The sequence below is a fragment of the Bradyrhizobium sp. LM2.9 genome (genome assembly GCF_054056555.1).
The window spans coordinates 1,339,046-1,363,558 of record NZ_JBSRYJ010000002.1 but is presented as its reverse complement, the minus strand read 5'-3'; the positions used below and the strand labels follow the sequence as shown (position 1 = coordinate 1,363,558).

General features: G+C 63.6%; 28 protein-coding genes and 2 pseudogenes. 9 read left to right on the top strand and 21 right to left on the bottom strand.

The window, feature by feature from the left end; translation table 11 throughout:
• Positions 1 to 28 precede the first annotated feature (28 nt).
• The 3 genes from ACVWW3_RS07775 to ACVWW3_RS07765 form a co-directional block, all read right to left on the bottom strand.
• Positions 29 to 784, bottom strand: a complete 756-nt coding sequence (locus ACVWW3_RS07775; RefSeq protein WP_456650413.1) for an outer membrane protein — start codon at positions 782 to 784, stop codon at positions 29 to 31.
• A gap of 53 nt (positions 785 to 837) precedes the next feature.
• Positions 838 to 1,383: a porin gene (locus ACVWW3_RS07770; RefSeq protein WP_456650414.1), complete on the bottom strand. Its 546-nt coding sequence runs from the start codon at positions 1,381 to 1,383 to the stop codon at positions 838 to 840.
• Positions 1,384 to 1,504: 121 nt separating this feature from the next.
• Positions 1,505 to 2,158, bottom strand: coding sequence for an outer membrane protein (locus ACVWW3_RS07765; protein ID WP_456671928.1), 654 nt, complete (start codon positions 2,156 to 2,158; stop codon positions 1,505 to 1,507).
• 576 nt (positions 2,159 to 2,734) lie between these two features.
• On the opposite strand from ACVWW3_RS07765, the gene ACVWW3_RS07760 reads away from it, so the two are divergent.
• Positions 2,735 to 3,946, top strand: a complete 1,212-nt coding sequence (locus tag ACVWW3_RS07760; RefSeq protein ID WP_456650416.1) for an acyl-CoA dehydrogenase family protein — start codon at positions 2,735 to 2,737, stop codon at positions 3,944 to 3,946.
• A gap of 21 nt (positions 3,947 to 3,967) precedes the next feature.
• Here the strand turns inward: ACVWW3_RS07760 and ACVWW3_RS07755 are convergent, their stop codons facing one another.
• From ACVWW3_RS07755 to ACVWW3_RS07740, 4 genes are read right to left on the bottom strand one after another with little or no spacing between them, the layout of a single operon-like run.
• Positions 3,968 to 4,834 carry an efflux RND transporter periplasmic adaptor subunit gene (locus tag ACVWW3_RS07755; protein WP_456650417.1) on the bottom strand — a complete coding sequence of 289 codons (867 nt, stop codon included), beginning with the start codon at positions 4,832 to 4,834 and terminating at the stop codon, positions 3,968 to 3,970.
• Positions 4,831 to 5,037: a DUF1656 domain-containing protein gene (locus ACVWW3_RS07750; protein ID WP_247446765.1), complete on the bottom strand. Its 207-nt coding sequence runs from the start codon at positions 5,035 to 5,037 to the stop codon at positions 4,831 to 4,833. Before ACVWW3_RS07750 ends, ACVWW3_RS07755 begins: the two co-directional genes overlap by 4 nt.
• The gene (locus tag ACVWW3_RS07745) at positions 5,034 to 7,034 is read right to left on the bottom strand and encodes an FUSC family protein (protein ID WP_456671927.1); all 2,001 of its coding nucleotides are present in this window, start codon (positions 7,032 to 7,034) and stop codon (positions 5,034 to 5,036) included. The genes ACVWW3_RS07750 and ACVWW3_RS07745 overlap by 4 nt, the downstream gene beginning before the upstream one ends.
• A 54-nt stretch (positions 7,035 to 7,088) precedes the next feature.
• Positions 7,089 to 7,574: a MarR family winged helix-turn-helix transcriptional regulator gene (locus tag ACVWW3_RS07740; RefSeq protein ID WP_456650419.1), complete on the bottom strand. Its 486-nt coding sequence runs from the start codon at positions 7,572 to 7,574 to the stop codon at positions 7,089 to 7,091.
• A gap of 91 nt (positions 7,575 to 7,665) precedes the next feature.
• Here ACVWW3_RS07740 and ACVWW3_RS07735 point away from each other — a divergent pair, with 91 nt between their 5' ends.
• A complete protein-coding gene (locus tag ACVWW3_RS07735; RefSeq protein WP_456650420.1) occupies positions 7,666 to 7,965 on the top strand; it encodes a hypothetical protein in 300 nt (99 codons plus the stop codon).
• A gap of 10 nt (positions 7,966 to 7,975) precedes the next feature.
• Here ACVWW3_RS07735 and ACVWW3_RS07730 read toward each other — a convergent pair whose 3' ends face one another.
• A complete protein-coding gene (locus tag ACVWW3_RS07730; protein ID WP_456650421.1) occupies positions 7,976 to 8,884 on the bottom strand; it encodes an amino acid ABC transporter substrate-binding protein in 909 nt (302 codons plus the stop codon).
• A 133-nt stretch (positions 8,885 to 9,017) separates the two neighbouring features.
• A complete protein-coding gene (locus ACVWW3_RS07725; protein WP_247446760.1) occupies positions 9,018 to 9,437 on the bottom strand; it encodes a nuclear transport factor 2 family protein in 420 nt (139 codons plus the stop codon).
• A gap of 144 nt (positions 9,438 to 9,581) precedes the next feature.
• Here ACVWW3_RS07725 and ACVWW3_RS07720 point away from each other — a divergent pair, with 144 nt between their 5' ends.
• Both ACVWW3_RS07720 and ACVWW3_RS07715 read left to right on the top strand, forming a co-directional pair.
• Complete coding sequence (locus ACVWW3_RS07720; RefSeq protein WP_456650422.1) at positions 9,582 to 10,823, top strand: amidohydrolase family protein; 1,242 nt, start codon at positions 9,582 to 9,584, stop codon at positions 10,821 to 10,823.
• 212 nt (positions 10,824 to 11,035) lie between these two features.
• Entirely contained in the window at positions 11,036 to 11,347 is a 312-nt protein-coding gene (locus ACVWW3_RS07715) for a hypothetical protein (RefSeq protein ID WP_456650423.1), read from the top strand.
• A 12-nt stretch (positions 11,348 to 11,359) separates the two neighbouring features.
• Here ACVWW3_RS07715 and ACVWW3_RS07710 read toward each other — a convergent pair.
• From ACVWW3_RS07710 to ACVWW3_RS07680, 7 genes and pseudogenes are all read right to left on the bottom strand, one after another.
• Positions 11,360 to 12,284 (bottom strand): annotated as a pseudogene (locus ACVWW3_RS07710) (DUF1932 domain-containing protein).
• A pseudogene (locus ACVWW3_RS07705) lies at positions 12,284 to 13,154 on the bottom strand (hypothetical protein). The pseudogenes ACVWW3_RS07710 and ACVWW3_RS07705 overlap by 1 nt, the downstream one beginning before the upstream one ends.
• 24 nt (positions 13,155 to 13,178) lie before the next feature.
• Positions 13,179 to 13,862 (bottom strand): 4-carboxy-4-hydroxy-2-oxoadipate aldolase/oxaloacetate decarboxylase, encoded by a 684-nt coding sequence (locus ACVWW3_RS07700; RefSeq protein ID WP_456650425.1) that lies wholly within the window; start codon positions 13,860 to 13,862, stop codon positions 13,179 to 13,181.
• Positions 13,859 to 14,572 carry a PIG-L deacetylase family protein gene (locus ACVWW3_RS07695; RefSeq protein WP_247345618.1) on the bottom strand — a complete coding sequence of 238 codons (714 nt, stop codon included), beginning with the start codon at positions 14,570 to 14,572 and terminating at the stop codon, positions 13,859 to 13,861. The genes ACVWW3_RS07700 and ACVWW3_RS07695 overlap by 4 nt, the downstream gene beginning before the upstream one ends.
• A 39-nt stretch (positions 14,573 to 14,611) precedes the next feature.
• The gene (gene dctA / locus ACVWW3_RS07690; protein ID WP_456650426.1) at positions 14,612 to 15,910 is read right to left on the bottom strand and encodes a C4-dicarboxylate transporter DctA; all 1,299 of its coding nucleotides are present in this window, start codon (positions 15,908 to 15,910) and stop codon (positions 14,612 to 14,614) included.
• Positions 15,907 to 16,791 carry an amidohydrolase family protein gene (locus tag ACVWW3_RS07685; protein ID WP_456650427.1) on the bottom strand — a complete coding sequence of 295 codons (885 nt, stop codon included), beginning with the start codon at positions 16,789 to 16,791 and terminating at the stop codon, positions 15,907 to 15,909. The genes dctA and ACVWW3_RS07685 overlap by 4 nt, the downstream gene beginning before the upstream one ends.
• 29 nt (positions 16,792 to 16,820) lie before the next feature.
• Positions 16,821 to 17,531, bottom strand: a complete 711-nt coding sequence (locus tag ACVWW3_RS07680) for a TetR/AcrR family transcriptional regulator (RefSeq protein WP_456650428.1) — start codon at positions 17,529 to 17,531, stop codon at positions 16,821 to 16,823.
• 117 nt (positions 17,532 to 17,648) lie between these two features.
• Between ACVWW3_RS07680 and ACVWW3_RS07675 the strand changes: the two genes are divergently transcribed.
• The 4 genes from ACVWW3_RS07675 (at position 17,649) to ACVWW3_RS07660 (ending at position 20,788) form a co-directional block, all read left to right on the top strand.
• On the top strand, positions 17,649 to 18,629 hold the full coding sequence (locus tag ACVWW3_RS07675) for a tripartite tricarboxylate transporter substrate binding protein (protein ID WP_456650429.1): 981 nt from the start codon (positions 17,649 to 17,651) through the stop codon (positions 18,627 to 18,629).
• A 14-nt stretch (positions 18,630 to 18,643) separates the two neighbouring features.
• Positions 18,644 to 19,165, top strand: a complete 522-nt coding sequence (locus ACVWW3_RS07670) for a transporter substrate-binding domain-containing protein (RefSeq protein WP_456671926.1) — start codon at positions 18,644 to 18,646, stop codon at positions 19,163 to 19,165.
• Positions 19,083 to 19,445, top strand: coding sequence for a hypothetical protein (locus tag ACVWW3_RS07665; protein ID WP_456662660.1), 363 nt, complete (start codon positions 19,083 to 19,085; stop codon positions 19,443 to 19,445). Before ACVWW3_RS07670 ends, ACVWW3_RS07665 begins: the two co-directional genes overlap by 83 nt.
• Positions 19,446 to 19,537: 92 nt before the next feature.
• Positions 19,538 to 20,788 carry a DUF763 domain-containing protein gene (locus ACVWW3_RS07660; RefSeq protein ID WP_456650430.1) on the top strand — a complete coding sequence of 417 codons (1,251 nt, stop codon included), beginning with the start codon at positions 19,538 to 19,540 and terminating at the stop codon, positions 20,786 to 20,788.
• A 38-nt stretch (positions 20,789 to 20,826) separates the two neighbouring features.
• On the opposite strand, the gene ACVWW3_RS07655 is transcribed toward ACVWW3_RS07660, so the two are convergent.
• The 5 genes from ACVWW3_RS07655 to ACVWW3_RS07635 all read right to left on the bottom strand — a co-directional run bounded on the left by ACVWW3_RS07655 (position 20,827) and on the right by ACVWW3_RS07635 (position 23,137).
• Entirely contained in the window at positions 20,827 to 21,078 is a 252-nt protein-coding gene (locus ACVWW3_RS07655; RefSeq protein ID WP_354069727.1) for a hypothetical protein, read from the bottom strand.
• Between the two features lie 41 nt (positions 21,079 to 21,119).
• Positions 21,120 to 21,383 carry a hypothetical protein gene (locus ACVWW3_RS07650; RefSeq protein WP_247345596.1) on the bottom strand — a complete coding sequence of 88 codons (264 nt, stop codon included), beginning with the start codon at positions 21,381 to 21,383 and terminating at the stop codon, positions 21,120 to 21,122.
• Positions 21,384 to 21,397: 14 nt separating this feature from the next.
• Positions 21,398 to 21,625 (bottom strand): hypothetical protein, encoded by a 228-nt coding sequence (locus ACVWW3_RS07645; protein ID WP_456650431.1) that lies wholly within the window; start codon positions 21,623 to 21,625, stop codon positions 21,398 to 21,400.
• 305 nt (positions 21,626 to 21,930) lie between these two features.
• Positions 21,931 to 22,257, bottom strand: coding sequence for a hypothetical protein (locus tag ACVWW3_RS07640; protein ID WP_247345589.1), 327 nt, complete (start codon positions 22,255 to 22,257; stop codon positions 21,931 to 21,933).
• Between the two features lie 106 nt (positions 22,258 to 22,363).
• Positions 22,364 to 23,137 carry a ferredoxin--NADP reductase gene (locus ACVWW3_RS07635; RefSeq protein ID WP_456650432.1) on the bottom strand — a complete coding sequence of 258 codons (774 nt, stop codon included), beginning with the start codon at positions 23,135 to 23,137 and terminating at the stop codon, positions 22,364 to 22,366.
• 156 nt (positions 23,138 to 23,293) lie between these two features.
• Between ACVWW3_RS07635 and ACVWW3_RS07630 the strand changes: the two genes are divergently transcribed.
• On the top strand, positions 23,294 to 24,490 hold the full coding sequence (locus ACVWW3_RS07630) for an amidohydrolase family protein (protein ID WP_456650433.1): 1,197 nt from the start codon (positions 23,294 to 23,296) through the stop codon (positions 24,488 to 24,490).
• Positions 24,491 to 24,513 lie beyond the last annotated feature (23 nt).

The following is a 24,513-nucleotide window of genomic DNA, read 5'->3' as shown; positions in this document are numbered from 1 at the left end:
TGTCTCCCATCAATGACGGTGGCGCTGCTCAGTAACGAGCGACGATGACATCGCCGTTGAAGCGGTAGTTCACGCCGAGCTTCAAAAGGTGAAGGTCGTGATCGACATTCTGGGTGCTGATCCGTGTCGTCAGTGCGATCGCAGCCGGACCGAAATACAGGTAGTTGTATTCCGCGCGCGCCGAGAGATTGTTCGTCAGCGCGAATTCAAGACCCATGCCGCCGATCAAACCGGTTCGCTGGTGATTTATGTCGACCGGGAAAGGCGTGCCGGTAAAGGCCTGGTAGTCGACATTGGCCCACGCAACGCCGCCCTTGACGTAAGCCAGCAAGCCGTCGAATGCGTAGCCGACGCGGCCCGTGCCCGTCGCCAGCGCATGATACGCCACGGCAAGGCCGGAGGTGATGACCGCGGGATCGGCGGGGCGGCTACCCTTGATCGATGCCCAGGAGAGATCGAGCTCGGCGCCGACCACGAGGTTGTCGAACTGCCAGTTGGCGCCGACCTGCGCACCTGCGATCGCGCCGCGCGTGTCCATCGTGAAGCGGTCCTGCGCGAAAGCGAAGCTCGGATCGACAAGGCGGCTGCTACCCACGCCATAGCCGCCGTGAACACCAATGTAGAAGCCGTTCCAGAGCGGCACCGGAGCGACGACCGGAACCTTCACGGTCATATCGGCTGCCATTGCGGAGGTTGCGGTGAGCGAAATGGTTGCGAGCAGCGGCGTGACAGCAGCAGCGCAGGAGAGGAAACGGCGCGCCGATCGCAGGATGGAGATTGTCATGGGATGATCTTTCAAAATACTGGAATGAATTATCGGATGAGATTTCGGGTGCGTCACCAGGCGTACATAAAGCCCGCGCGGCCGAGGCCACGGACGTCACTCCACGATTGCGCGGGGATCGCCGTGCCGAATTCCGTCTGCGTCCGGTTCGAGCTGGACGTGAGGCTTCCCTTGTCCAGGCCAAGCGAGAAGCCGCCCGAGAACACGAAATTGCCCGAGACCCGCACCAGGCCGGAGAAGCCTGCGGCGTGCTGGCCGTCATAGGTCGCCCAGTGGGTCGAGACCGCGTAGGTCGTGCCGGACGGAAGCCACGGCGCGACCAGCGATGCAGCCATCGCCGTGCCAGTCGACGCGCGGGTCTGCGCACGCGCGAGGTCGAACTGGTTCGTCACGGCCTGGTTGGCGTTCGTGCAGGTGTCGGTGCCCGGAATGTAGTAGAAGCCGGCGCCGTACAACGAGCAGATCTTGACGTACTCGACCGGAGCAGCGTGGCTCGGTGCGGCGACCATGGCGGTGAGGCCGGCGGCAGCGACGGCGGCAGTGATTGTCCGGGCGGCGCGGCGCACAACGAGCCGGCGGTTCATGGATATGGTTGACATGATGTTCTCCAAATTTCTGCTGAATGCTGTTTCGATGCGGGGGAATTAGCGCGTGAGGCCGCCGTCGCCGTTGAAGCGCACGTTGATGCCGGCCTTCACCACCTGGACGAAATGCTTGATTTCAGACGTCGTGTCCGGGCTCACCCAGTGGAGCGTTTCGGTGGGGGAAAAAGATCGCGTTGTATTCGACCTTGGCGGAGACGTTGCGCAGGAAGGACACTTCCAGGCCGACGCCGCCGACCGCACCGAACAGTTCCCGGTTGTAGTTGGTGAGCTCAGCCGTGAACCTCGACGAGAGCTCCATGCGGGCATAGGCGGCGCCGCCCTTCGCGTAGGCGAGCCATTGGCCCGATGCGTAGCCGACGCGCCCCGTCGCGGTCGCGAGCCCGGTGTAGCCGACGCCGTTGTTGGTGCTCGCCGTGATGAGGGGCGAGGTGCTGGTGTTGCCCTTCACGAAAGACCAGGAGCCGTCGATCTCGGCGCCGAGGACGTAGTTGCCCTGCTGCCAGTTGTAGCCGAACTGTCCGCCAGCGAGCGGCCCGTTGTAATAGGCAAAGAACGGATTGTTGGCGGGGCTGTTGTTGGGATCGCGAAACTCCGACTTGCCCCATCCCCAGCCGCCGTGGACGCCGGCATAGAAGCCGGTCCAGGAGACAATTGGTGCAGGCAGCGGACCGCCGGCAAGAGCAGGTGAAGTGAATGCCGCGCTCGCCGCTACAATTGCGGCTGCGAGTCCACGTCGGCGAGTTACGAAACGTCCTGAATGTGGGGGCATGTCGATGTCCATTCCTTATCTAGAGTTTTAGTTGATCTATTTAAGTATATCTATTTTAAGTTGTGCTCCGGGTTGCAGCTTTAGGGTTAAGCTCCGATCGTTTTTGAACGCACGGGACCGGCGATCACGCTCGCTGCGGATCGACGGACAGACGTTCCTGGTTGCGGGAAGAGCCCGGGCGCAGCCTAGGACAATGCGCTCCGCGGCCTGTCGATTAGCGAACTAAGGGCGAGCGATCCGCAACGATGCGCTTCCGAAGTCCCCTTGTATTGTCATGATTTCAGCCCCCCGTTTTAATTGAGGCCGATCTTAGGCACAGCGCTTTGAATTGCCAGTATCGTGTGAGCAACAGTTGCGGTTTGTTGCTTGTTATTGTCCTGCTCGCTTCTCAATCGCTGCACGACGCAAGACGGCCTGTGAACGGCCGTTAACATCGCAACGCACCATGTCGACCCTGACCCAAGTTACGGCTGGCCAGCTGATGACGATGCAGCGCCGTGCCGCGCGATCGTCGGCGCGATTCGAATCCAGCCTGCCCTCCGAACGCAGGCGCTGATCTATCCACAGGAGGCCCAGATGCTCTACCCGATGTCGCCCAAAGTCGTCGAGCTCAAGCGCAAGCTCGAAAGTTTCATGGACCGGCACATCTATCCGAACGAGGAGCGCTTCTATCGCGAGGCGGAAGAACTCGGGCCGTGGAAGGTCTATCCGGTTGTCGAGGAACTGAAGCCGCTGGCGCGCGCCGAAGCTCTCTGGAACCTGTTCCTGCCGGAATCCAGTCACGGCGCGGGCCTGACCAATCTCGAATATGCCCCGCTCTGCGAGGTCATGGGCCGCTCGCATCTCGCGCCGGAAGTGTTCAACTGTTCGGCGCCCGACACCGGCAACATGGAGGTGCTGGAGCGCTACGGCACGGAGAAGGACAAGGAGCGCTGGCTGAAGCCGCTGCTCGCAGGCGAAATCCGCTCCTGCTTCGCCATGACCGAGCCTGCGGTCGCCTCATCCGATGCGACCAACATCGAGAGTTCGATCGTCCGCGACGGCGACCATTACGTCATCAACGGCCGCAAATGGTACACGACCAACGCGACCGACCCGCGCTGCAAGATCTGCATCTTCATGGGCAAGACCGATCCTGACAATGCAGACCGCCACAAGCAGCAATCCATGATCCTGGTGCCGATGGAGACATCAGGCGTCGAGATCAAGCGTGCCCTGCCCGTGTTCGGCTTCTACGGCGTGCCCGACCGTGCCTCCGAGGTCGTCTTCACCAATGTGCGGGTTCCCAAGGAAAACATGCTGCTCGGCGAGGGCCGCGGTTTCGAGATCGCGCAGGGACGCCTCGGCCCCGGCCGCATCCACCATTGCATGCGGCTGATCGGGCTCTCCGAACGCACGCTGGAAAAGATGTGCCGCCGGGTGCGCAGTCGCGTCGCCTTCGGCAAGCCGGTTTCCGAGCAGACAGTGACGCAGGAGCGCATCGCAGAAGCCCGCATCATGATCGAGCAGGCCCGGCTGCTGACGCTCAACGCCGCCTATGCGATGGACATCGTCGGCAACAAGGTGGCGAAAGCCGAGATCGCGATGATCAAGGTCGCCGTGCCCAACATGGCCTGCCAGATCATCGACTGGGCGATCCAGGCGCACGGCGGCGGCGGCACGTCGAACGATTTTGGATTGACGCAGGCCTATGCGACCGCGCGCTTGCTGCGCCTCGCCGACGGCCCCGACGAGGTCCATCGCAATCAGATCGCACGGTTCGAACTGAAGAAATATTCGAACGCTTGAATCGAGCGATGGCAATCGCGCCTAGTTCAGCACCTCCACCGTCGCCGAGCGTCCCGCGACCAGCGACATATTCTCAGGCACCGGATCCAGCGCGATGCGTACCGGCACGCGCTGGGCGAGGCGGACCCAGCTGAAGGTCGGGTTGACGTTCGCAAGCAGGCTTGCCCCCTCAGCACGGTCGCGGTCCTCGATGCCGGCGGCGATGCTCTCGACACGGCCTGGCAGCATGACCTTCTCGCCCATCAGGCGGACCTGGACCTTGTCGCCGATACGAATGCGCGCAAGTTTTGTCTCCTCGAAGTAGCCTTCCACATGCAGCGTGTCGGTGTCGACGAGTGCCATCACGCCTTTCCCGGCCGTCACGTAAGCGCCGGGACGCAAATCCATGTTGGTGATCACGCCATTCACGGAGGCGTGGACTTCGCTGCGATCGAGGTTGAGCTGGGCGACCGCGCGGTCGGCGACGGCCGCATCGAACGCCGCCTTGGCCTGGAGCTGGGTGGCCAGCACCTGCTCCTGCTTCTGCTGCGACACGGCGTCGGTCGTCAACGCGTTGTAGCGCTTCAGATCGGCATTGGCCTGGTCGAGCGTCGCCTGATGACCGGCCACCGATGCATCGGCTTGCCGCAACGCCAGCGCAAAACGTTCACGGTCGATCCGGAACAACACGTCGCCGCGATGAACCTTCTGGTTGTCCTTCACCAGCACTTCGGTCACGAAGCCCGACACATCGGGCGCGACCTGCACCACATCGGCACGCACGCGGCCGTCGCGGGTCCACGGCTGCTCCATATAATAGACCCAGAGCTCACGGCCGACAGCGAGTGCCGCGACGATGGCAAGCGCGGTGAGTGCGAGGCGACCGAGCCAGGCAAAATTCCCCTTCATGGCAAAAACTCCGAGAGATAGACGACGACGCCGAGAAGGCAGACGAAGATCGCGAAATCGAACAGCGCGCGGTGCCAAACCAGCCGATAAAGATCGAAGCGCTGCATGAGCCGGCGAAGCACGGCGCTCAATGCATAGGCGATGATGATCCACAACAGCAGCGCCGGCACGAGCACGCCGTAAATGTCGATCTGATATCTCATGCCGCAACACTCTCGCCTGCGCGCGGCCGATAGGCCGGTGCGTCCGGAAACAGGCCGCGGCGGATGCCGACGAGGCCGATCAGGGCATCCTCGCGCGCTGTTTCGTTGGGATCCTTCACCGCCCGGGCCAGCGCCCGATCGACACTGGTCAAGAGTTCGACCGGCATTCCATCGCCCGCATATTTGCGGCAGGCGATGGCGAGCTGGTCGAGCATGTCGTCGATGACGGAAATGGTCGATGCCGCGAGGCCATAGCGAGCGCGTCGCAGGTCGATGATGTTGATTCCGATGCGAAGCTGGACCAGGCTGTCGGCATCGCGGCGATCGCTCTCCGAGAGATAAGCGATGCGTTGCACCAACAACCCGAGCCGGTGCAGCATGAGGCCGGCAAACTCCGCCCGGTCGCGCTTGCCGCGGCGCTCGGCAGCGACCGCGAGCGTCGTCCAGTTCGAAAGCACCAGGCGATTGGCGATCCACTCGGCCCCCACCCCACGTGCGATGCGCGTCACGACTTCGGCGATGGCCACGCCGACGAAGAAGGCGACCGCCGAATTGGCGTAAGACGCGAAATCCGCGCTGTAGGTCGATTGCAGCGCCAGCAGCGTCGCCGTGTTGGCCGCGAGCGCCATGCCGGTACCGGCTGTCGCCGGCCGCGCAATCAGGAAGCCGTAGAGCAAGAAGGTCGGCGCGAGCGCGGCGACAAGCACCTCAATATGAGAAATCGCAGGCACCAGCGCGAACAAATAGACCGCGACGACCACAATGGCGACCAGCGACCACAGGCCGAAGCTACGGATGAAGCGTGCGGGCTCGTCCTGCGCGGCGAAGAAGGAACACGCGACCGCAGCCATCATCGGCGCCGACGCACCGTCGGGCCAGCCGGTCCCGATCCAGAACGCGCAGCAGATCAGGATGGCCGTGGCCGCACCGGCCGCCGACCACAAAGCAAGGCCGCGGTCGCGATGACGCACGGGCGCGGCGCCGGCCTCGGAATGAAAGGCCAAATCGAGGGTTGAAACATTGCTGCCTTCGGCAATCGCCTCGGTCAACGCACGGCAGTCGCGTGATAGGTCGACCAGGTCGCGCAGCCGCGACAGCAGGCTCGTGGTGATGATCCGCTCCCAGGACGCCTTGTCATCGAGCACCGCCTGCCGCTCCGCGATGACGGCGCGGATCCGCTCGGCCGGCTGCCGTGCGCTGAGGTCGCTCGTGATCCATTGCGCCAGATCCTGCAGCAGCCGCTTCAGCTCCGGCTGCCGGCGCAGTGCCTCCTCACCTAACGCGGCCAGCCGATCCTCGAGCGAGGCGATCACCGGCAACAGCATCAGCATGCGCAAGCGGATTTCACCGAGGCCACTCACCGCATTGCGATCGGTCAGCCGGTCATAGGCAAGGTGGGTGGAGAGCGTGTCGATCTCGACGATGTCGGTTGCGAGCTTGAGGCGCCTGGGGCGGCGGGATTCGCTGGTGCCCTCGCGCAACAGCACGGTCTGGCTGAGACGGCGCGCATCAGACAGCCAGAGATCGACACGGCTCGCAACCGCAGGTGCAACGCTGCGGGGGAAGATGATGGTGGAGACGAGGCTGGCGCAGATGATGCCGAGCGAAATCTCTTCGACCCGAGATACCGCCGTGTCAAAGATGGCGCCGGGCTCGGACACAGCGGGAAAGCCGATCAGCGCGACCGTGTAGCCGGCCAGCATGAAGACATAGCTGCGCGGCGTGCCGTCGAGCAGCGACAGATAAAGGCAGAGCCCGACCCAGAGCGCGATCGCAAGGCACAGAAGCTCGGGCGCATTGATCAGGTTCGGCACCAACGCCACCGTCATGATCGCGCCGACCAGCGTGCCCATCACCCGGAAGAATGCCTTCGAGCTGGTCGCACCCGCCAGCGGCTGCGAGGTGATGTAGACGGTGGCCATCGCCCAGTAGGGCCGCGGCAAGTCCATCGCCAGCGCGATAACGAGCGCCAGGATCGACGCGGCAAACGTCTTCAACGCGAAAATGAGGTTCCGCGTGGCGGACCAGGAACGGCTCGTCTGCGCGCATGACTATTTCGCCTCTGGAAACGTCTTTGGAAGTGCCTTGGCTTCCTGCAGGCGACTGGCCCGCTGCTCGATGCGCTGAAGAGTCTCGAAGGTTATCGCAAGTTCCTCGGGCCCGACATCCCTGAGGAGGCTGGCCCGAACGCGCCGCAGGATGCGGTTGGTCTCCTCGACCTTGGCATCGCCCGCCTTGGTCAGATGTAGCGTTTTGGCACGGCGGTCGGTCGGGTCTTCCCGTCGCTCAACCAGCCCCTCGGCCTGGAGCAGGTCGATCAGCCGGACCAGCGACGGCCTCTCGATACCGAGCTCGTCGGCGAGCACACCCTGCCGGACGTTCGCGCCCTGGCGCGACAAAACCAGCAGCGGGATAGCCGTCGCATAGGACAGGCCGTGATCGGACAACGCCTGATCCGACTCGCGCCGCCAGATCCGGCCAAGGCGCGTGACGAGCCGGCCGATTTCGGCGTGGATATGAGCCTGCGAAGGAGCCATGCAAATTAGATAGGACGCGAACTATTAGCCTGCAACTATATAGCCGCGCATATTCCAACAGATCACCCAAAAGCGAACGAGGACAACCCAGATGGGACCGGGTTCCGCGACGGACGGAACTGGCCGGCATTCGCTACGCCTGGCGCATGCTCGGCCTGCTCATCGTACGCTGACGGCGGAATTGTCGTGCAGCACGGCGATCAACCGTCAGGGCATGATCATGGGCCTCAATCAGTCGCTGATGTCAGGCGCCAATATCAGCGCCCCACTAATTAGCGGCGCGCTGATCGGCCATCGGCTCTTCGTCTCGTGGGCGATGGCAATGGCTGCGATCGCGGCAATCGGCGTGGCGCTGGCCGGCCAACTCCTCGACACGCCGCGGACGCGCTAGCGCCCTCGCCTCAGTTCACCGCATACACATCAGGATCAAAACTGGAGCTCGGCTTCTTGAAGGAGCTGCGCAGGGCCGGTGACATCGGGACGTTGTAGTTGAGGCCGCTCGGCGGCGTCGGCGATTGCAGCCACTTCTTGTAGAGGACCTCGATCTCCGGGCTCGCGTACAGCTCCGCAGTCGCGCGGTCGGCGAGCGCCTTGAACGGCGCGTCCTCCCGCCGCAGCATGATCCCGTAAGGCTCCGGCTTCGAGAACGTCTCCTCGCTGATCATGAACAGCTGCGGCTCCTTCGAGCGCGCGATCGCGACTGCGAGCTGCACGTCGTCGAGCGCGTAGGCCTGCGCGCGGTCGGTTTCCAGCAACAGGAAGGCCTCGGCCTGGTCCTTGGCCGGCATCACGTTGATGCCGAGATTGCGCTCGGTGTTGACCTTGGCGAGCTGCGTCAAATTGACCGAGCCGGCCACTGCCGTCACCGCCTTGCCCTTGAGATCGTCGATGGTGTTGATCTTCGCGGCTTTCTTGGCCGCAAATCGCGTTGCGCTGAGGAAGTGCGTATTGGTGAAGGCGACCTGCTTCTGCCGATCGGCGTTGTTGGTGGTGGCCGAGCAATGCAGATCGAGCGTGCCGTTGACCATCAGCGGAATCCGGTTCGACGACGTCACGGCGAGAGTGTCGACCGCGATATCGGGCATGCCGAGCTGCTTCTTCACGGCGTCGACGATCTTCAGGCAGATGTCCATGGCGAAGCCGACCGGCCTCTGGTTTCCGTCCAGATAGCTGAACGGGACCGAGGCCTCCTGATAACCCAGCGTGATCTTCCTGGTCTCCTTGACCTTCTGGAGCGTACCCGTGAGGTCTTCGGCTGAGGCGGCAGTCGCAAGGCATGTGAGGGCCAGGACAACGGTGGGTAAACGCATCGGGGGCTCCTAAAGAAACTTGCGCGTCCATGCCGGGCGCAGCAATCGCAAGGTTGATAGCGCAGGCGCGCGCCAGCCGCCAGCGGCCGTTTGTCTCCGTGAAATCGGGTCGGCTCGAGCGCCGGGACGGCTCTTACGCGTCGATGCCACGCTGGATCAAGATGCGCTCGGCGCTATCATTCCAGACGTCCATCTTGGTGATCTTGCCGTTCCGCACCACAAAGCGGTCCACGTAGCGGTTGCCCTCGAAGGCGGTCCCATCCTTCCATTCGCCGTAGAGCGTGCCGACGCTATAGACCACGGTCTCGCCGTCGCCGGGGCAGACGTCGAACCGGTCCATCTTCTTCTTGACCCAACGGTAACGCTTGGCGTTGAAGGAGGTCGGGCCGCGCGGATGATCGAACTCGCGCCCGCCGGTAAAGGTGATCACCGTGCCCGGCGCCATGTAGGCCGCCGCGGCATCCGGATCGGGGATCATGGATGCGGTGAGATAGGCTTCCACGATCGCGGCATCGGACAATGGATCGGCTTCAGCTCTTGCGGCAACGGACATGGCTCATTCTCCCAGGGTTTGCGCAACACTAACCCCCCGCCCGGGAAACACGTGCATATATTTTGAACATTTCCCTCGCTACACTGCGGACAATCTGGAGCCGCCGATCCTGGTCGATTGCTCTAAATTCCTTCCGCAAGAGCCATGACCACGCAATCAGCATTTGACCTGATTTTTCGCAACGTCGTGTTGCGCGGTGCTGCCAGCCCCGTGGATATCGGCGTCACGCGCGGCCGCATCACCGCCATCGAACCGACACTCGCCTGCGAGGCCATCGAGGTCGATGTCGCCGGGCGCCTCGCCCTGCCCGGCTTCGTCGACAGCCATATCCATCTCGACAAGGCCTGCCTGCTCGGCCGCTGCGATCATAATCACGGCAGCGTCTCGGAAGCGATCCGCGCCGTTGCCGGGATGAAGAAGGACTTTACGGTCGAGGACGTTTATGCACGCGGCGCCAGGGTGCTGGAACGCGCCATCGTGCACGGCACGACGCGCATGCGAACCCATGTCGAGATCGATCCGCGCATCGGCTTGCGCGGCTTCGAGGCGGTCAAGTCGCTCAAGCGCGACTATGCCTGGGCAATCGACCTTTCGCTCTGTGTGTTTCCGCAGGAAGGCCTCACCAACGATCCCGGCAGCGAAGGGCTGCTGATCCAGGCGCTCCGCGACGCCGGCGAGGTGATCGGTGGCTGCCCCTACACGGACACCGACCCGAACGCGCATCTCGCACGCATCTTCGATCTTGCCGAAGCGTTCGACGTCGACGTCGATCTCCATCTCGATTTCGATCTCGATCCCTCCTGGTGGCATCTCGACGAGGTCTGCCGGCAGACCGAGCGGCGCAACTACGGGGGGCGCGTGGCGATCGGCCATGCGACGAAACTCTCCGCACTGCCACCGGAGCGGCTGAAGGCCGCCACAGCGCAACTGGCGCAAGCCGGCGTTGCCGTCACCGTGCTGCCGGCAACCGATCTCTATCTGATGGGGCGCGAAACGACCCACAACGCGCCGCGCGGGCTGACGCTCGCCCACAAGCTCGCCGGCGAAGGCGTGCTGTGCTCGGTCGCAACCAACAACGTGCTCAATCCCTTCACGCCGTTCGGCGACGCCTCACTGCTGCGAATGGCGAATTTCTACGCCAATGTCGCACATGCCTCGGTCAACGACTTCGACACCTGCCTCGATCTCGTGACCGAGCTGCCGGCGCGGCTGATGAACCTTGGGGATTACGGCATCAAGGTCGGAAACCCCGCCGATCTCGTCGTGCTCGATACGCAAGACAGCCGCTTCGCCATCGCGGAGTTGCCGGATATCGTGATGGGCTTCAAGGACGGCCGGCAAACGTTTGCGCGGCAGCGGCCCACTGTGTTCCGCCCCGGTTCCTGATCCGCTCCCAATGCATATCTGTATTGAAGCGCGGCTGATCGCCAGCAACTTCCGTTCGATATTACCGCCGATCGTTTCAAAATTCCAAATCCGGTAGATTCCCGGATAGTAGATTCTTGCTGATTCCCGATAGCTGCGCGCATTGCAAATCCCGCGGTGCCGGTCATTGCAGGACCTGCACTGATGTCTGCATTCAACGGGGAAGCATCGACATGTTCAGCGCATTCAGCAGTATCGACACTCACACCATTCGAGCGAGAACGCCCAGCGAGGCCGCGGTGAAGCGGCTCGACGGCATCGGGCATGTCCTGTCGGACCTCGATCTGGCGGGCGTCCGGACCCAGGATGACCTGACGCGCACGCTCCGCACGCTCGATATCGCCGACAAGTGCATTCGGTCGATCCGCGCAGAATTCCGCACTGAAGTCGCGACCGATCGGCTGGCCCGCAAGGCCGAGAACCTGATAGCGCTGATCGAACGCGCCCGCGACGAGCTCACCGGCTGCCGCACGGCAAAATCCTGAGCAGCAACCGCTTTATTTCTCGCGATTGATCTTCGCCAGGATTTTGTCCGCTTCCGGTGCGCCAGTCGGCGCTGCGGGCGAATTCCTTCGTTCCCTTAGGTCCGAACACCCCTTCGTCGGCGAGATCGGCGACCCAGCCCTGACGCTCGGCGGTGCCCTGCGCGGACCACGGCGTCAGCCCCGCCTCGCGCACGGTCTCTGCGACCTCGCGCACTTCCTCGGCACGGCGGCGGCCATGCTCGATCACGCGCTGGAAGAAATAAGCACCCTGTTTTTCCCAATTGATCGTGGGGAAGGTTTCCGCCAGTGAAGCCAGCACCGCATCCTCGACGCCATAGGCGCGTGCGGTGGTGAAGCTTTCGATCACCATGGCCTCAAGGCCCTTGATCATGATGCTGCGGCACATCTTGACCGCCGAGGAAACACCGAGCTTGTCGCTCGCAACCTTGGCCGCAAAACCGATCGCGTTCAAAAGCGGCTCCAGCTCCCTGGCGCCGGGACCGCCGAGCAGCAGCGGCACCTTGATGCGATATGGCGGCACCGAGGTCATCACGGCACCCTCGACATACCGCCCGTCCGCGCCGTCGATCAGCGCCGCGGCACGCTGCTTGGCGCCGGGAGACGCCGAATTGAAATCGAGAAACCAGGTGCCCTGATTGATCGCGGCGGCGCAGGCTTGCGCCACGGGCACGGCCTGGCTCGCCGTGACGGCAGAGATGAGGAAATCGGATTTCGCGGTCAGCTCGGCGTGAGAAGCGGCCAGCCCGACACCGAATTTCGCCGCATGCTCTTTCAGGGACGCGCCCTGCTCGCCCCCGAGCTTGATGTCATAGGCCGAGACCTTGATGCCCTGCTGGCGCAGATCCTCAGCCAAAATCCTGCCGACCTCGCCATAGCCGACCAGCCCGATCTGCCAGAGCCTGGGATCACCCGCCATCAGTTCAGTCCTCGCGTCGTCTCGTCGAAGAGATCCTCGACCGCATATCGGCGCGGGATCAGCGACTGCTGGAACGCGTAGTCGACGATCAGCTCCAGCGGCTTTCTGTTCGCCTCGAACCCGAATGGCACGAGATCAGGTGTTGCCGCCGTGCCGATCTGTTCCTTGTTCTGCTTGAGGAGATCATAGACGCCCGCGACCACATCAGGGTGCGATTTCGCGAGCTGCTCGGTCACGACCACGAGATGGTTGACTGGCACGACGCCGCGACGCGCGTACCATTTGGCGGCTTCCGCGGCCGGATCGGGGAACAGCGTCTTCAGCTTGGGATCATTCGAGGCCTCGCCGAGGACGGCGTCGAGCTCACCGTCGAGCAGCATCTGCAGGATCTTCTTGTCCTTCGGTGCGCGCTCGGTGCTGTCGACATATTCGGCGACGTGCGGATCCTCGAAGGTCACCCAGCGGATGTTGTCGAGATTGACGCCGCAATCGTTGGCGAGGATGCCCCTGATCCAGGCGCCGGTCGTGGTCGTGAACGAGCGGATGCCGACGCGCTTGCCTTCGAGATCGGACGGGCCGAGTGTTCCATGCGCAGGATTATAGAGCGCGTAGGAATGCTGGAAGCGGCCGAGCATGGTAGCCGGCAGCAGCACCAGCGGCTTGCCATGCGCTTTCGCCATCAGATAGGTGACGATTGCCATCTCGCAGACGTCGAAGGCCTGCTCGCGCACCATCGGCTTGAATGCGGTGTTGGTCGGCGTGTACCTCGATGAAATCGAGATCGAAGCGGTCGGAGCGGAGCTCGCCGCTCTTCACCGCCTGGACATGAGGGTGACTGCCGAGCACGGCCTTCAGCTTGAGACGATCCATCCGCCCGCTCCGCTTCTGTTCGCTTTAGACGTCCTCGGGATTGTCGACATAGACGAGGCCGGCCTTCGCCAAGGCCTCGCGCATGCTGTACATGTCGAGCCCGAGTTCGCCCGAGCCGAGCCGCTTGCGCTTGCCGCCCTCATCCGCATTGCGCTTCTTCGCCTTCTCGGCGACCTCGGCGGCATAGCGCTTCGGCACCACGACGACGCCGTCGTCATCGGCCACGATGATGTCGCCGGGATCGACGTTGACGCCGGCGCAGACTACGGGGACGTTGACCGAGCCGAGCGTCGCTTTCACCGTCCCCTTGGCCGAAACCGCGCGCGACCACACCGGAAACTTCATCTCGTGCAGCGCTTTGACGTCGCGGCAACCGGCATCGATGATCAGCCCCTGCACGCCGCGTGCCTGAAGCGACGTCGCGAGCAGCTCGCCGAACATGCCGTCGGTGTTGTCCGTGGTGCAGCCGACGACGAGGATGTCGCCCTTTTTGCACTGCTCGACCGCGACATGGATCATCCAATTGTCGCCGGGCTGCGCCAGCACGGTGACCGCGGGACCGGCAATCGAAGCGCCCGGCCAGACCGGCCGCAAATACGGCTTCATCAGGCCGATGCGGCCATAAGCCTCGTGCACGGTCGAAACGCCGTATTCGGCCATGCCGGCGGGATCGGCACGCTTGATGTTGCGAACGACGACCGGCTTCATGCCAGCACCTCCGCAACCGTCGGGAACAGGCGCTGATAGGCCTCGCCATAGGTCATCGGCACGCCGGTGTTGCGGCTGCCCTGGATGCCGCGGTTAAGCGCGACGCGCTCGTAATAGCCCCATAGATGTTTTTGCGCAGCGAGGATCTGGAATGCCTCGTACTTCTCCTTCCAGACCTCGTCGATCTTGAGGAGCAGGTCCGGTTTGTAATTGCACTGCTCCGGCTGGTGCGGCTCGAACAGGAACACCGGCGGCGCGGAGTATTGGTACTGCGCGCCGGGCTTGTGGCCCATGGCCTGCGCGACCACGCGGGTTTCCTGCGCAAAATGCGCCGCGTTCGGATGGTCAAAATTATAGGGGTCTTCCAGCGCGTGCGTCAGCACAAAACTGGGATTGAGTTCGCGGTAGATGTCGACCATGCGGTCGAAATGCGCTTCGTTGAGCTTCAGCGGATAGTCGCCGCAATCGAAGAACTCGATCTCGGCGCCGAGCAGCTTTGCGGCCCGCTCCGCCTCGTCCTTGCGGCCCGCCTTGACCGACTCCAGCGTCGCGCCTTTTTCCTTCCAGGCGAACTGGCTCTCGCCGCGCTCGCCAAAGGACATGCAGACGATCTTCATGCGAAAGCCCTTCTTCGCATGCAGCGCGATGGCGCCACCGGCGCGCCAGACGAAATCGCCCGGATGGGCGGTGATCACGAGACCTGTTTTCATGGGACAAACTCCCCTCTTTTGTTCGTAAGCGTCATCAGTTCAAGCAGCGGCGGCGGGTTCCTCGCCGTCGAGCACGCGCTTCAGGCGTTCGCCATCGAGCGCGCTTTCCCATTTGGCAATCGCGATGGTCGCGACCGCGTTCCCGATCAGATTGGTCGGCGTCAGCCCCTGCGACATCAGGCGATGGATGCCGAGCACCAGCGCGACACTCGTCACGGGAATGCTGCCGGTAGCCGACAGGGTCGCCGCCAGCACGACAAAGGCGGCGCCCGCGATTCCCGCCGCGCCCTTGGAGGTCACGAGCAGGATCAAGAGCAGCTCGATCTGCTCGGCGAGCCCGAGCGGCGTGTTGGTCGCCTGCGCCAGGAACACCGAGGCGGCGGCGAGATAGAGGCAGGTGCCGTCGAGATTGAAGGAATAGCCGGTCGGGATCACGAGCCCGACCACGCTCTTCTCGCAGCCGGCCTTCTCCAGCTTGGTCAGCATCCGCGGCAGCACCGTCTCGGACGATGTCGTGGCGATGCAGATCAGCAACTCTTCCCAGATGTAGCGGATCAGCTTGAGGAGCGAGAAGCCGCAGAGACGCGCAACGGGGCCGAGCGCCACGATGATGAAGATCACGCAGGTGAGATAAAAGCCGCCCAGCAGCTTGCCGAGCGATGCCAGCGAGCCGACGCCGAACTTGCCGACCGTAAAGGCAATTGCGCCGAACGCGCCGATCGGGGCCGCCCACATTACGAAACCGACGACGGCGAACACCATCCTGGCAGCGATGTCGATCAGATTGACCAGCGCCGCGGCCCGCTCGCCGAGCTGCACCAGCGCAAAGCCTGATAGCACCGAGATGAACAGAACCTGGAGGATGTTGCCCTCGGCAAAGGCGCCGATGAAGGTCGCCGGCACGATGTTGATCAGGAACGGCACGAAGCCGATCACGGCGGTCTGCTTGACATAGGGCTCGATCGCGCTGGCATTGATGCTGGCGGGATCGATGTTCATGCCGACGCCGGGCTTGAGCAGGTTGACCGCCACGAGGCCGATGATCAGCGCGATCGTGGTCATGACCTCGAAATAGACGATCGCCTTGACGGCGACGCGCCCGACACGGGCCATGTCGGCCATATGCGCGATGCCATGGACGACGGTGCAGAAGATGATCGGCGCGATCAGCATGCGGATCGCCTTGATGAAGGCGTCCCCAAGCGGCTGCATCTTGGCGCCCGCCTCGGGATTGACGATCCCAAGCGCAACGCCGGCCGCCATGGCGATGAGCACTTGGATCCAGAGCTCCTTCCACCAGGCGCGGCCGCGCGGCTTGTCGATCGCTAGCGCCGTCATTGGTCGAACTCGAACAGGCGCGCCGGATTGTCGACGAGGATCTTCTGCTGATACTCCGGCTCCGGCGCGAACAGCGGGATCAAATCGACGAGATCGCCGTCATTCGGCATCGCCTTGACATTTGGATGTGGCCAATCGGTGCCCCAGATGACACGATCGGGCGCGGTCTCGACGATCTTTCGCGCGAACGGCACGGCGTCGGTGAAGGGCGGACCGCTGGAGGACACCCGCTCCGAGCCGCAGATCTTGACCCAGCACTTCTCGTCGCGCTGCATCAATTCGATCAGGATCTTGAACGGCACTTGATCGAGCCCTTCGGATGCCTTCACCCGTCCCATATGGTCGATGGTGTAGCTCAGCGGCAGCTTTGCCAGCATGTCGGCATATTCGGGCAGGTCGATCGCGTCGAAATGCAGGTCGATGTGCCAGCCGAGCGGCGCGACCATCGCGATGACCCGATTGAACACGCTCTTGTCGGGAACGCCGCCGAGATGGCGGACGAAATTGAAGCGGCAGCCGCGGAAGCCGCCCTCGTGCAGCATGTGAAGTCCGCGCTCGGTGATGGTGTCGTCGATATTGGCGACCGCGCGATAGGCGCCGTTACTCTGCGCGATGGCATCGAGCGCCACCGTGTTGTCGGTGCCGTGCACACTGGCATTGACGATGACGGCACGCTCAACGCCGAGCTGAGCATGCAGCGCGCGGAAATCCTCGATCGGCGCATCCGGCGGCGTGTAGGAGCGGTCCGGCGCGTAAGGGTACTTCGCGCCGGGACCGAAGATGTGGCAATGTGCGTCGCAAGACAGCTTCGGCAGCTTGAACTTCGGCGTGCGCGTGTTCGGGTCGGGCGGCGGAATGGTCGGCGTGTACATCATTGCCATCAGATAAACCGCCGAACGAGACCGCGTCTTCAAGTCTTGCTGCTGACGACCGGTCGTCGCCGTGCCGGCGCGGCCTGATCGAGCGCCGGCGCCTGGAACGCGGCCACCGTGGCCTGCACCAATTGCTCGATGGCGCTGGCGGCATCGTTGCCGTCGGCCTCGCCGCGCGACAGGCGCGAGACGCGATCCGGCGTCACCAGCGAGTAATAGAGCGCACCGAGCAGGAAGTGACTGCGCCAGACGATGTCGGTGCGCGGAACGTGCGGCAGGCTGTCGTGGATCGCATCGATGAAGGCGTGGCTGGTGTCGTCGAAAGTCTGCGCGATGATTTTGCGCGTGACCTCGTTGCCCTCCGCAGACATCACCGCGCGAAGCCGCGTGAACCGCGCCCCGCCCCCGGCGAGATCGCTGCCCGAGGTGAAGGCCGGCGCGACATAGGCCCGCACCACCGCTTCCAGCCGATCCTGGAGATCGCGCACGCGCCTGGCGGCTGCGAGCAGTTCGGAACGACGCAAATTCATCGGCCCGCAATGGCGCCGGTAGATCTCCAGCAGCAGGCCGTCCTTGGTCTTGAAATGATAGGTGACGCTGCCGGGATTGGCGCCGGCGGCCTGTGCGATATCGCGCACCGATACGGCATTGAAGCCGTTGGTGGCGAACAGCTCCTCGGCCGCGGCGAGGATCGCCTCGCGCATGTTCGGCTTGCGGGCCGTTTCCTTGCTGGTGGGCTTGCGTAGCATGTGATTTGTACTATCGTACAAAAGATCAGGTCTCGTCAACAAGAACCATGGGCGGCGTCCGGACGGCTCGAAAGAGCGACGGTCAGCGCGCGAACGCCCGCAATGGAGTGCTGGAAAATGCTGGGTTTGAACAAGAAGATCGGCGGCTTGATGCTGGGTGCCGGTCTGCTGCTGGCGGGCGGCGCCGCGCAGGCGGCTGACAATTATCCGAGCAAGCCGGTTCACATCCTCGTCCCTTACGCGGCCGGCGGCGCGGTCGACGTGCTCGCGCGCACGCTGAGCCAGGCGCTGGCGAAGACCTGGGGCCAACAGCCTGTGGTCGACAATCGCCCCGGCGCCGGCGGCATCGTCGCCTCGCAGGCACTGACGCAGGCCGCGCCTGACGGCTACACGCTGATCCTGGTCGCGAGTGGTCATCCGCTCAACCAGTTCATCTATCCAAGCGTGCCTTACGACACGTTCAAGGACTTCACCGCGATCACCGAGGTCGCCTCCTCGCCGCTCGCGATCGTCGTCGCCAAGGACAGCCCCTACAAGACGCTCGGTGATCTGCTCGCTGCGGCGAAGAAGGAGCCGGACAAGCTCTCCTACGGCATGTCCGGCAACGGCACCTCGGCGCATCTCGCCGGTGAGCTGTTGAAACACATGTCCGGCACCAAGATCGTCGCGATCCCCTACAAGGGCGGCGCGCCCGCGCTGACCGCAGTGATCGCCGGCGACATCCCGCTCAGTATCAATCCCCTTGCGGAAGCCATCGCTCAGATCGAAGGCGGCCCGGTGCGCGCGCTCGCGGTGACCTCGGCGGAACGCTCCAAGGCGCTCCCCAATGTTCCGACTGTCGCCGAGTCCGGCGTATCCGGTTACGATGTTTCGGTCTGGTGGGGCGTTCTTGGCCCGGCAAAAATGCCACCGGAGATCGTGGCGAAGCTCGAGACCGATCTGAAGGCGGCGCTGCAGGATGCGAACGTGCTGTCGACGCTCGGCAAGATCGGCGCCGCCCCGGTCGGCTCCTCGTCCAAGGATTTCGACGCCTACATGCACGCCGAGGCAACCAAATGGGAGCCGGTGCTGAAGGCCGCCGACATTCGCGCGCAGTGAGGCGGGCTCATCATATGAGGACCTCGTCCGGACACCTTGCCCGCTCAGCCTTGCTCGCGGTTACTATCATCAGCCTGCTCGGCGCGCCTGCGCACGCCGACGGTGAAGCAAAACTACTGGCGCCAACCGGAACGTTGCGCGTCGGCATCTATCCAGGCAGCCCGACCTCGATGGTAACAGACGCGGCCGGCACGTCGCACGGCCTCGCCTACGATCTCGGCGGCAAGCTGGCAAAACGGCTCGGCGTTCCTATCGACTATGTCAGGTTCCAGCGCGTTGCCGGCATCGTCACCGCGATCCATGACGGCCAGGTCGACTTCACCGTGACCAATGCCACGCCGGCCCGCGCCAACGAGGTCAGCTTCAGCCAGCCCGTGCTGGCGATCGAGCTCGGTTTCTTGGTGCCGGCGAACTCGCCGAATCGGCAAGGTCGAGGATATCGACAAGCCAGGCGTGAAGATCGGCGTCACCAAAGGCTCGACCTCCGAGCGCACGCTGCCGGCGAAATTCAAGAACGCGACCATCGTTGCCGCTGAAAGCGTCAAGGTTGCCATCGCCATGTTCGGCCGCGGCGAGATCGATCTCTACGCCACCAACAAGCCCACGCTGTTCGAGTTGTCCGACCAGATGCCGGGTGCGAAAATCCTCGACGGCAATTGGGGCGCCGAGCATATGGCCATCGCGATCCCCAAAGGACGCGAGGAGGCGCTGCCTCTGCTCAACCGCTTCGTGACGGACGAGCAGTCGTCCGGCGCGCTCGACACGATTCAGCAGCAGGCAGGCTTGCGCGGCGCCACGAAGGCCACGCGCCAATAGCTCAATGCAATGCAACATCCCCTTAGCGCGTGTTCGCGCGCGAAGTCGGGTTAGGTGCAATCGTCACCGAACTGCGCTATTTCTAGGCAATCATGACTCGACGTACCGGCAGCGCTGATCTTCCTCTTCACAACGGACGGGTTCCGCCGTGGCTTGCGAGCCGCATGGCCTCACTGGGCGCGATCGTGACTCAGGCGATCGTGCATCATTATGGCCGTGACGCATTCCTCCAGCGGCTCTCGCATCCGTTCTGGTTCCAGTCGTTCGGCGCCGTGATGGGAATGGACTGGCACTCCTCGGGCATCACGACCTCGGTGATCGGCGCGTTGAAGCGCGGGCTCGGACCGCTTCAGGACGAGCTCGGCATCTATGTCTGCGGCGGTCGCGGCCAGCATTCGCGCAAGACGCCGGACGAGCTGTTGCAGCTCGGCGACCGCGTCGGCTTCGACGGCGCGAAACTCACGCGTGCGAGTCGCCTCGTGGCGAAGGTTGAAAGCGCCGCGGTCCAGGACGGATTCGACCTTTATCTGCACGGCTTCTTCGTCACCGCCGATGCCAAATGGACCGTGGTGCAGCAGGGCATGAACGGCGACAAGCGGCAGGCCCGCCGCTATCACTGGCATTCCGAGGCGTTGAAGAGTTTTGTCGACACGCCGCACAGCGCGATCGACGGGCCGCTGCAAGGCGAGATCGTTAATCTCACCGACCATCGCGCCGATGTCTCGCGCACTGCGCAGCTCGAACTCCTGAGCGATCTCGGCCCGGATCGCATCGTCTGCGAATTCGAGCGACTCACCGGGACTGGGTCCGAGCCCGCGCAGGCGATGCTGCCGCACCTGATCATGCCAGCCCACCACGACGTACGGCCGAAGGACGTGTTCGCGCGCCGCCTGCACGGCACACTCGCAGCCGCCGCCGAGCGCGGCCCGGTCGATTTTCCGGAGCTGCTGCTGACGCCCGGCGTCGGTGCGCGTACCGTGCGCTCGCTGGCGATGGTGGCCGAGGTGGTGCACGGCGCGCCTTATCGCTTCAACGACCCTGCGCGCTTCTCGCTCGCCCATGGCGGCAAGGACCGGCATCCCTACCCTGTCCCGATCAAGGTCTACGACGAGACCATTCGCGTGCTGAAAGGTGCGATCCAGAACGCAAAGCTCGGACGCGAGGAAGAGATGCAGGCGATCAAGCGCCTCGACGACCAAGCGCGGCGGCTGGAGCGCACCGCACGCGGGCCATCGGTCGAAGCCTATATCGCCGGAGAGCGCGCGGCCTCGCCCGATCTCGACGGCCGTTCCGTGTTCGGCTGGGAACGCGACCTGGCATCGACAAAAAAACGGACCGGTTGAAAAACCGGTCCGCAAGTTGCTCGGGAGGAATGTCTCGCTTAGGGCTCCTCGCCCTCTTTATCCTCATCCTCGCCCGCGAGCCGGTTGGCCGAGTGATCCTGATATTGGTCGGTCTGGATGGACTTGCCGTCCATGCCGCGAATGTCCGAGTGCTGTGCCTTGTCGCGGTTGGATAGCACCATGTTGTCGCCGATCTTGTCCTTCGGGACTTCGGTGAAGGCACCCGTGCCGTCGCCCTTGCCATGCATGCCCGATCTGAAATGCGTCTTGCTGCCATGCCCACCTGGCATCGGTCTCTCCTCTTGCGTCTTGCGTTGATCGACCCTGAGGCTCAGTGCTTCTCTTGTGCCGGTGTCGGTTTCGGTGGCTTGTGGCCGCTCTGGCCGGCATCGTTGTGCTTGTTGTGGTCGCTCTCCTGGTTGAGACCACCCCGGCTCACCGGGAACTCGCTCTGTCGCGCTTGCCGATTGACGTGATGGACGGCGTTATTTTCGGGGTTCTGGCCGATCGCCTTGTCGAGCTCACGCTGATCTGGAACGTCCGGCTTCCGTTCGAGGATGCGCAGCTGCTGCTCATGCGTCTTGTTGCCTTGCATAGTACCTCCAGTCGTCAGCGACGAGGCCGATGGGAACCGCCGCGCGCGACGTTCTTGTCGATGCCGCCGACCGCGTTGACGTCGTTTTCGAGATCACCCTGGATCGTGTTCTCGCCTATGATCTCCTCGAAATCCTCAGGCGACGCGCCAGCCATGGTCACACCCTTGGATGCGCCGATCAGGGGATTTTCGTGCACGTCTTTCTCGCTCGGGGTGTAGAGCTTGGGTTGCTTGTTGCTCATCGTCGGCTTCCTGCATTCGTGATGTCGTAACAACAGAGGCCGCCGCTAGCCGTTCCTGTCGAATGCATGACATCGCGTTACGATCCGGCAAGGAAATCCGGCAAGGGAACGCCAGATCCTTAACCGCGGCGCGCGACGACACGTCGAGCCGGTCGGACCTGTTCCGGGCGAGACTTAGAGCGGGAGTTGGCCGATCGACTGGAGATGCGGCAATCTGCGGCAACGAGCCTGCGAGATCGCACCGCCCGGACAGAGGGCGGAACCGAGACCAGCTTGTCCTTATAGATGGAACGGGGACGAAAAGCCTATCGTCGTTCCGGCGAGCGCGGCCCAGCCTTGCGCTGCCGCTGATTGGAGTAGGCGTCCCAATTGCTCCAGCTGCCGTTGCTGAGGCTTTGCAGGTCGGTGGTGAGCGGACGGCGCGTGCGCTTGTCGTGATCGGCGACCGCGCGCTCGGATTGCGCGATCTTGCGCTTGAGTTCCCCGATCGCCTTCTGAGTCTGGCCGCTCCGCTTCGAGGCTGCGATCTCGCCCATCGTGAAGCGCGCGGTCTCAAGCGCCTTCAGCTCGGCGCGATTCTTCTTCAATTGAACCCGGTGCCAGGCAATGTTGCTGTCGCTGTCCGCAACCATGTGGGAACTCCGCTGATTCGTTCCCACAGTGTATCGCGTGCCGAATCGGCGCCGCAACGGGCTCCCGACGGCGGAACTACGGTCTTATTGCGAGACAATCCCGGGCCTAGCGCTCGGCGAAGGCCTTTTCGACCACAAATTGGGCCCGCTCGCCGTGATTGCCCTCAACAAGGCCCCGCTCGCCAAGGAGCACGCGGGTATCCGCCACCAGCGCCGGGCTGCCGCAGATCATGACGCGGTCGTGGGCGGCTTCCAGTGCCGGCAGGCCAATATCGGCAAACAGCTTGCCTGACGTGATGAGGTCGGTGATGCGGCCGCGGTTGCGGAAAGGATCGCGGGTCACGGTCGGGTAGTAAATCAGCTGAGCGCGGATGTACTCGCCGATCAGATCGTCGTTCGGCAGCGTCTTGGTGATCATCTCGCCATAGGCGAGCTCCTTCACGTGCCGGCAGCCGTGCAGCAGCACGACTTTCTCGAATCGCTCGTAGGTCTCGGGATCCTTGATCACGCTCAGGAACGGCGCAAGCCCCGTGCCGGTGCCGATCAAATAGAGGTTTCGTCCTTCCTCCAGATTGTCGATCACGAGCGTGCCGGTGGCCTTGCGGCTGACGATGATCTCGTCGCCTTCCTTCAAATGCTGAAGCCGCGAGGTGAGCGGGCCGTCCGCCACCTTGATCGAGAAGAACTCCAGCGTGTCCTCGTAATTGGCGCTGGCGACGCTGTAGGCCCGCAGCAGCGGCTTCTCGCCGACCTTGAGCCCGATCATGGTGAACTCGCCGTTGCGGAAGCGGAAGGTCGGGCTGCGCGTGGTCTTGAAAGAGAACAGCGTGTCGGTCCAGTGGTGGACGTTCAAAACGCTTTCCTGATTGAAATTGCTCATCTCACCCTTCCGTGGCGCTTCCGTGCGGTTCCGAGGCGGTCAGCTATGCGTCGTTTGTACACGATCATTTGTATACTAATGAATAATCCGGCTTGATCCCACGGTCAAGGCTGCCCAAGATCGGGAGCGTTGCAGTTAAGGATAAGGACCCATTCCATGGCGCATGACGCACCCCAGGCCACCGGACCCTCGAAGCTCGTGATCCGAAATATCGGCCTGATCCTGTCCGGCGCGCTGGAAAAGCCGATCCTGGACGGCGACACCATCGTCGCCGAGAACGGCAGGATCACCGCGATCGGCCGCTTCAAAGACCTCAACACCGAAGGCGCCACCACCATCGTCGAGGCCAACGGCACCACGGTGGCGCCGGGACTGATCGACAGCCATGTCCACCCGGTTGCAGGCGACTGGACGCCTCGCCAGAACCAGATCGGCTGGATCGACAGCAATTTGCATGGCGGCGTCACCACGATGATTTCCGCCGGCGAAGTGCATATGCCCGGCCGGCCGCGCGACGTCGTCGGCCTCAAGGCGATGGCAATCTTCGCCCAGCGCGCATTCTGGAATCTGCGGCCAGGCGGCGTGAAGGTTCATGCCGGCGCGCCCGTGATCGAATGCGAGATGGTCGAGGAGGACTTCAAGGAATTGGCCGCAGCCGGCGTCAAGCTGCTCGGCGAAGTGGGCCTGGGCGGCGTCAAGGACGGCCCTACAGCGCGAAAAATGGTCGGCTGGGCCCGCAAATACGGCATCCAGAGCACGATCCACACCGGCGGCCCCTCGATCCCCGGCTCCGGCCTGATTGACAAGGACGTGGTGCTGGAGGCCGACACCGACGTGGTCGGCCATATCAATGGCGGTCACACGGCCCTTCCCGACGACCAGATCCGTTGCATCTGCGAGGGCTGCAAGCGCGGCCTCGAACTGGTGCACAACGGCAATGAGCGCTCGGCGCTGTTCACGCTGCGCATTGCGCGCGAGATGAACGATTTGCACCGCGTCATCCTCGGCACCGACGCGCCGGCCGGCTCCGGCGTGCAGCCGCTTGGCATTCTGCGCATGGTCTCGATGCTGTCCTCGCTCGGCGATTTGCCGGCCGAGCTCGCCTTTTGTCTCGCCACCGGCAACACCGCGCGGATGCGCGAGCTCGATTGCGGCCTCATCGAAGTGGGCCGTTCCGCCGACTTCGTGATCATGGACAAGGCGCAGCACTCGGCCGGCAAGAACATTCTGGACAGCATCCAGCTCGGCGACCTCCCCGGCATCGGCATGACCATCATCGACGGCATCGTGCGCACCCAGCGCAGCCGCAACACCCCGCCGGCGGGGAAAGTGCCGGACGTGGTCGGGAAGTAATGTCGATCGACCTCGGGAAATTG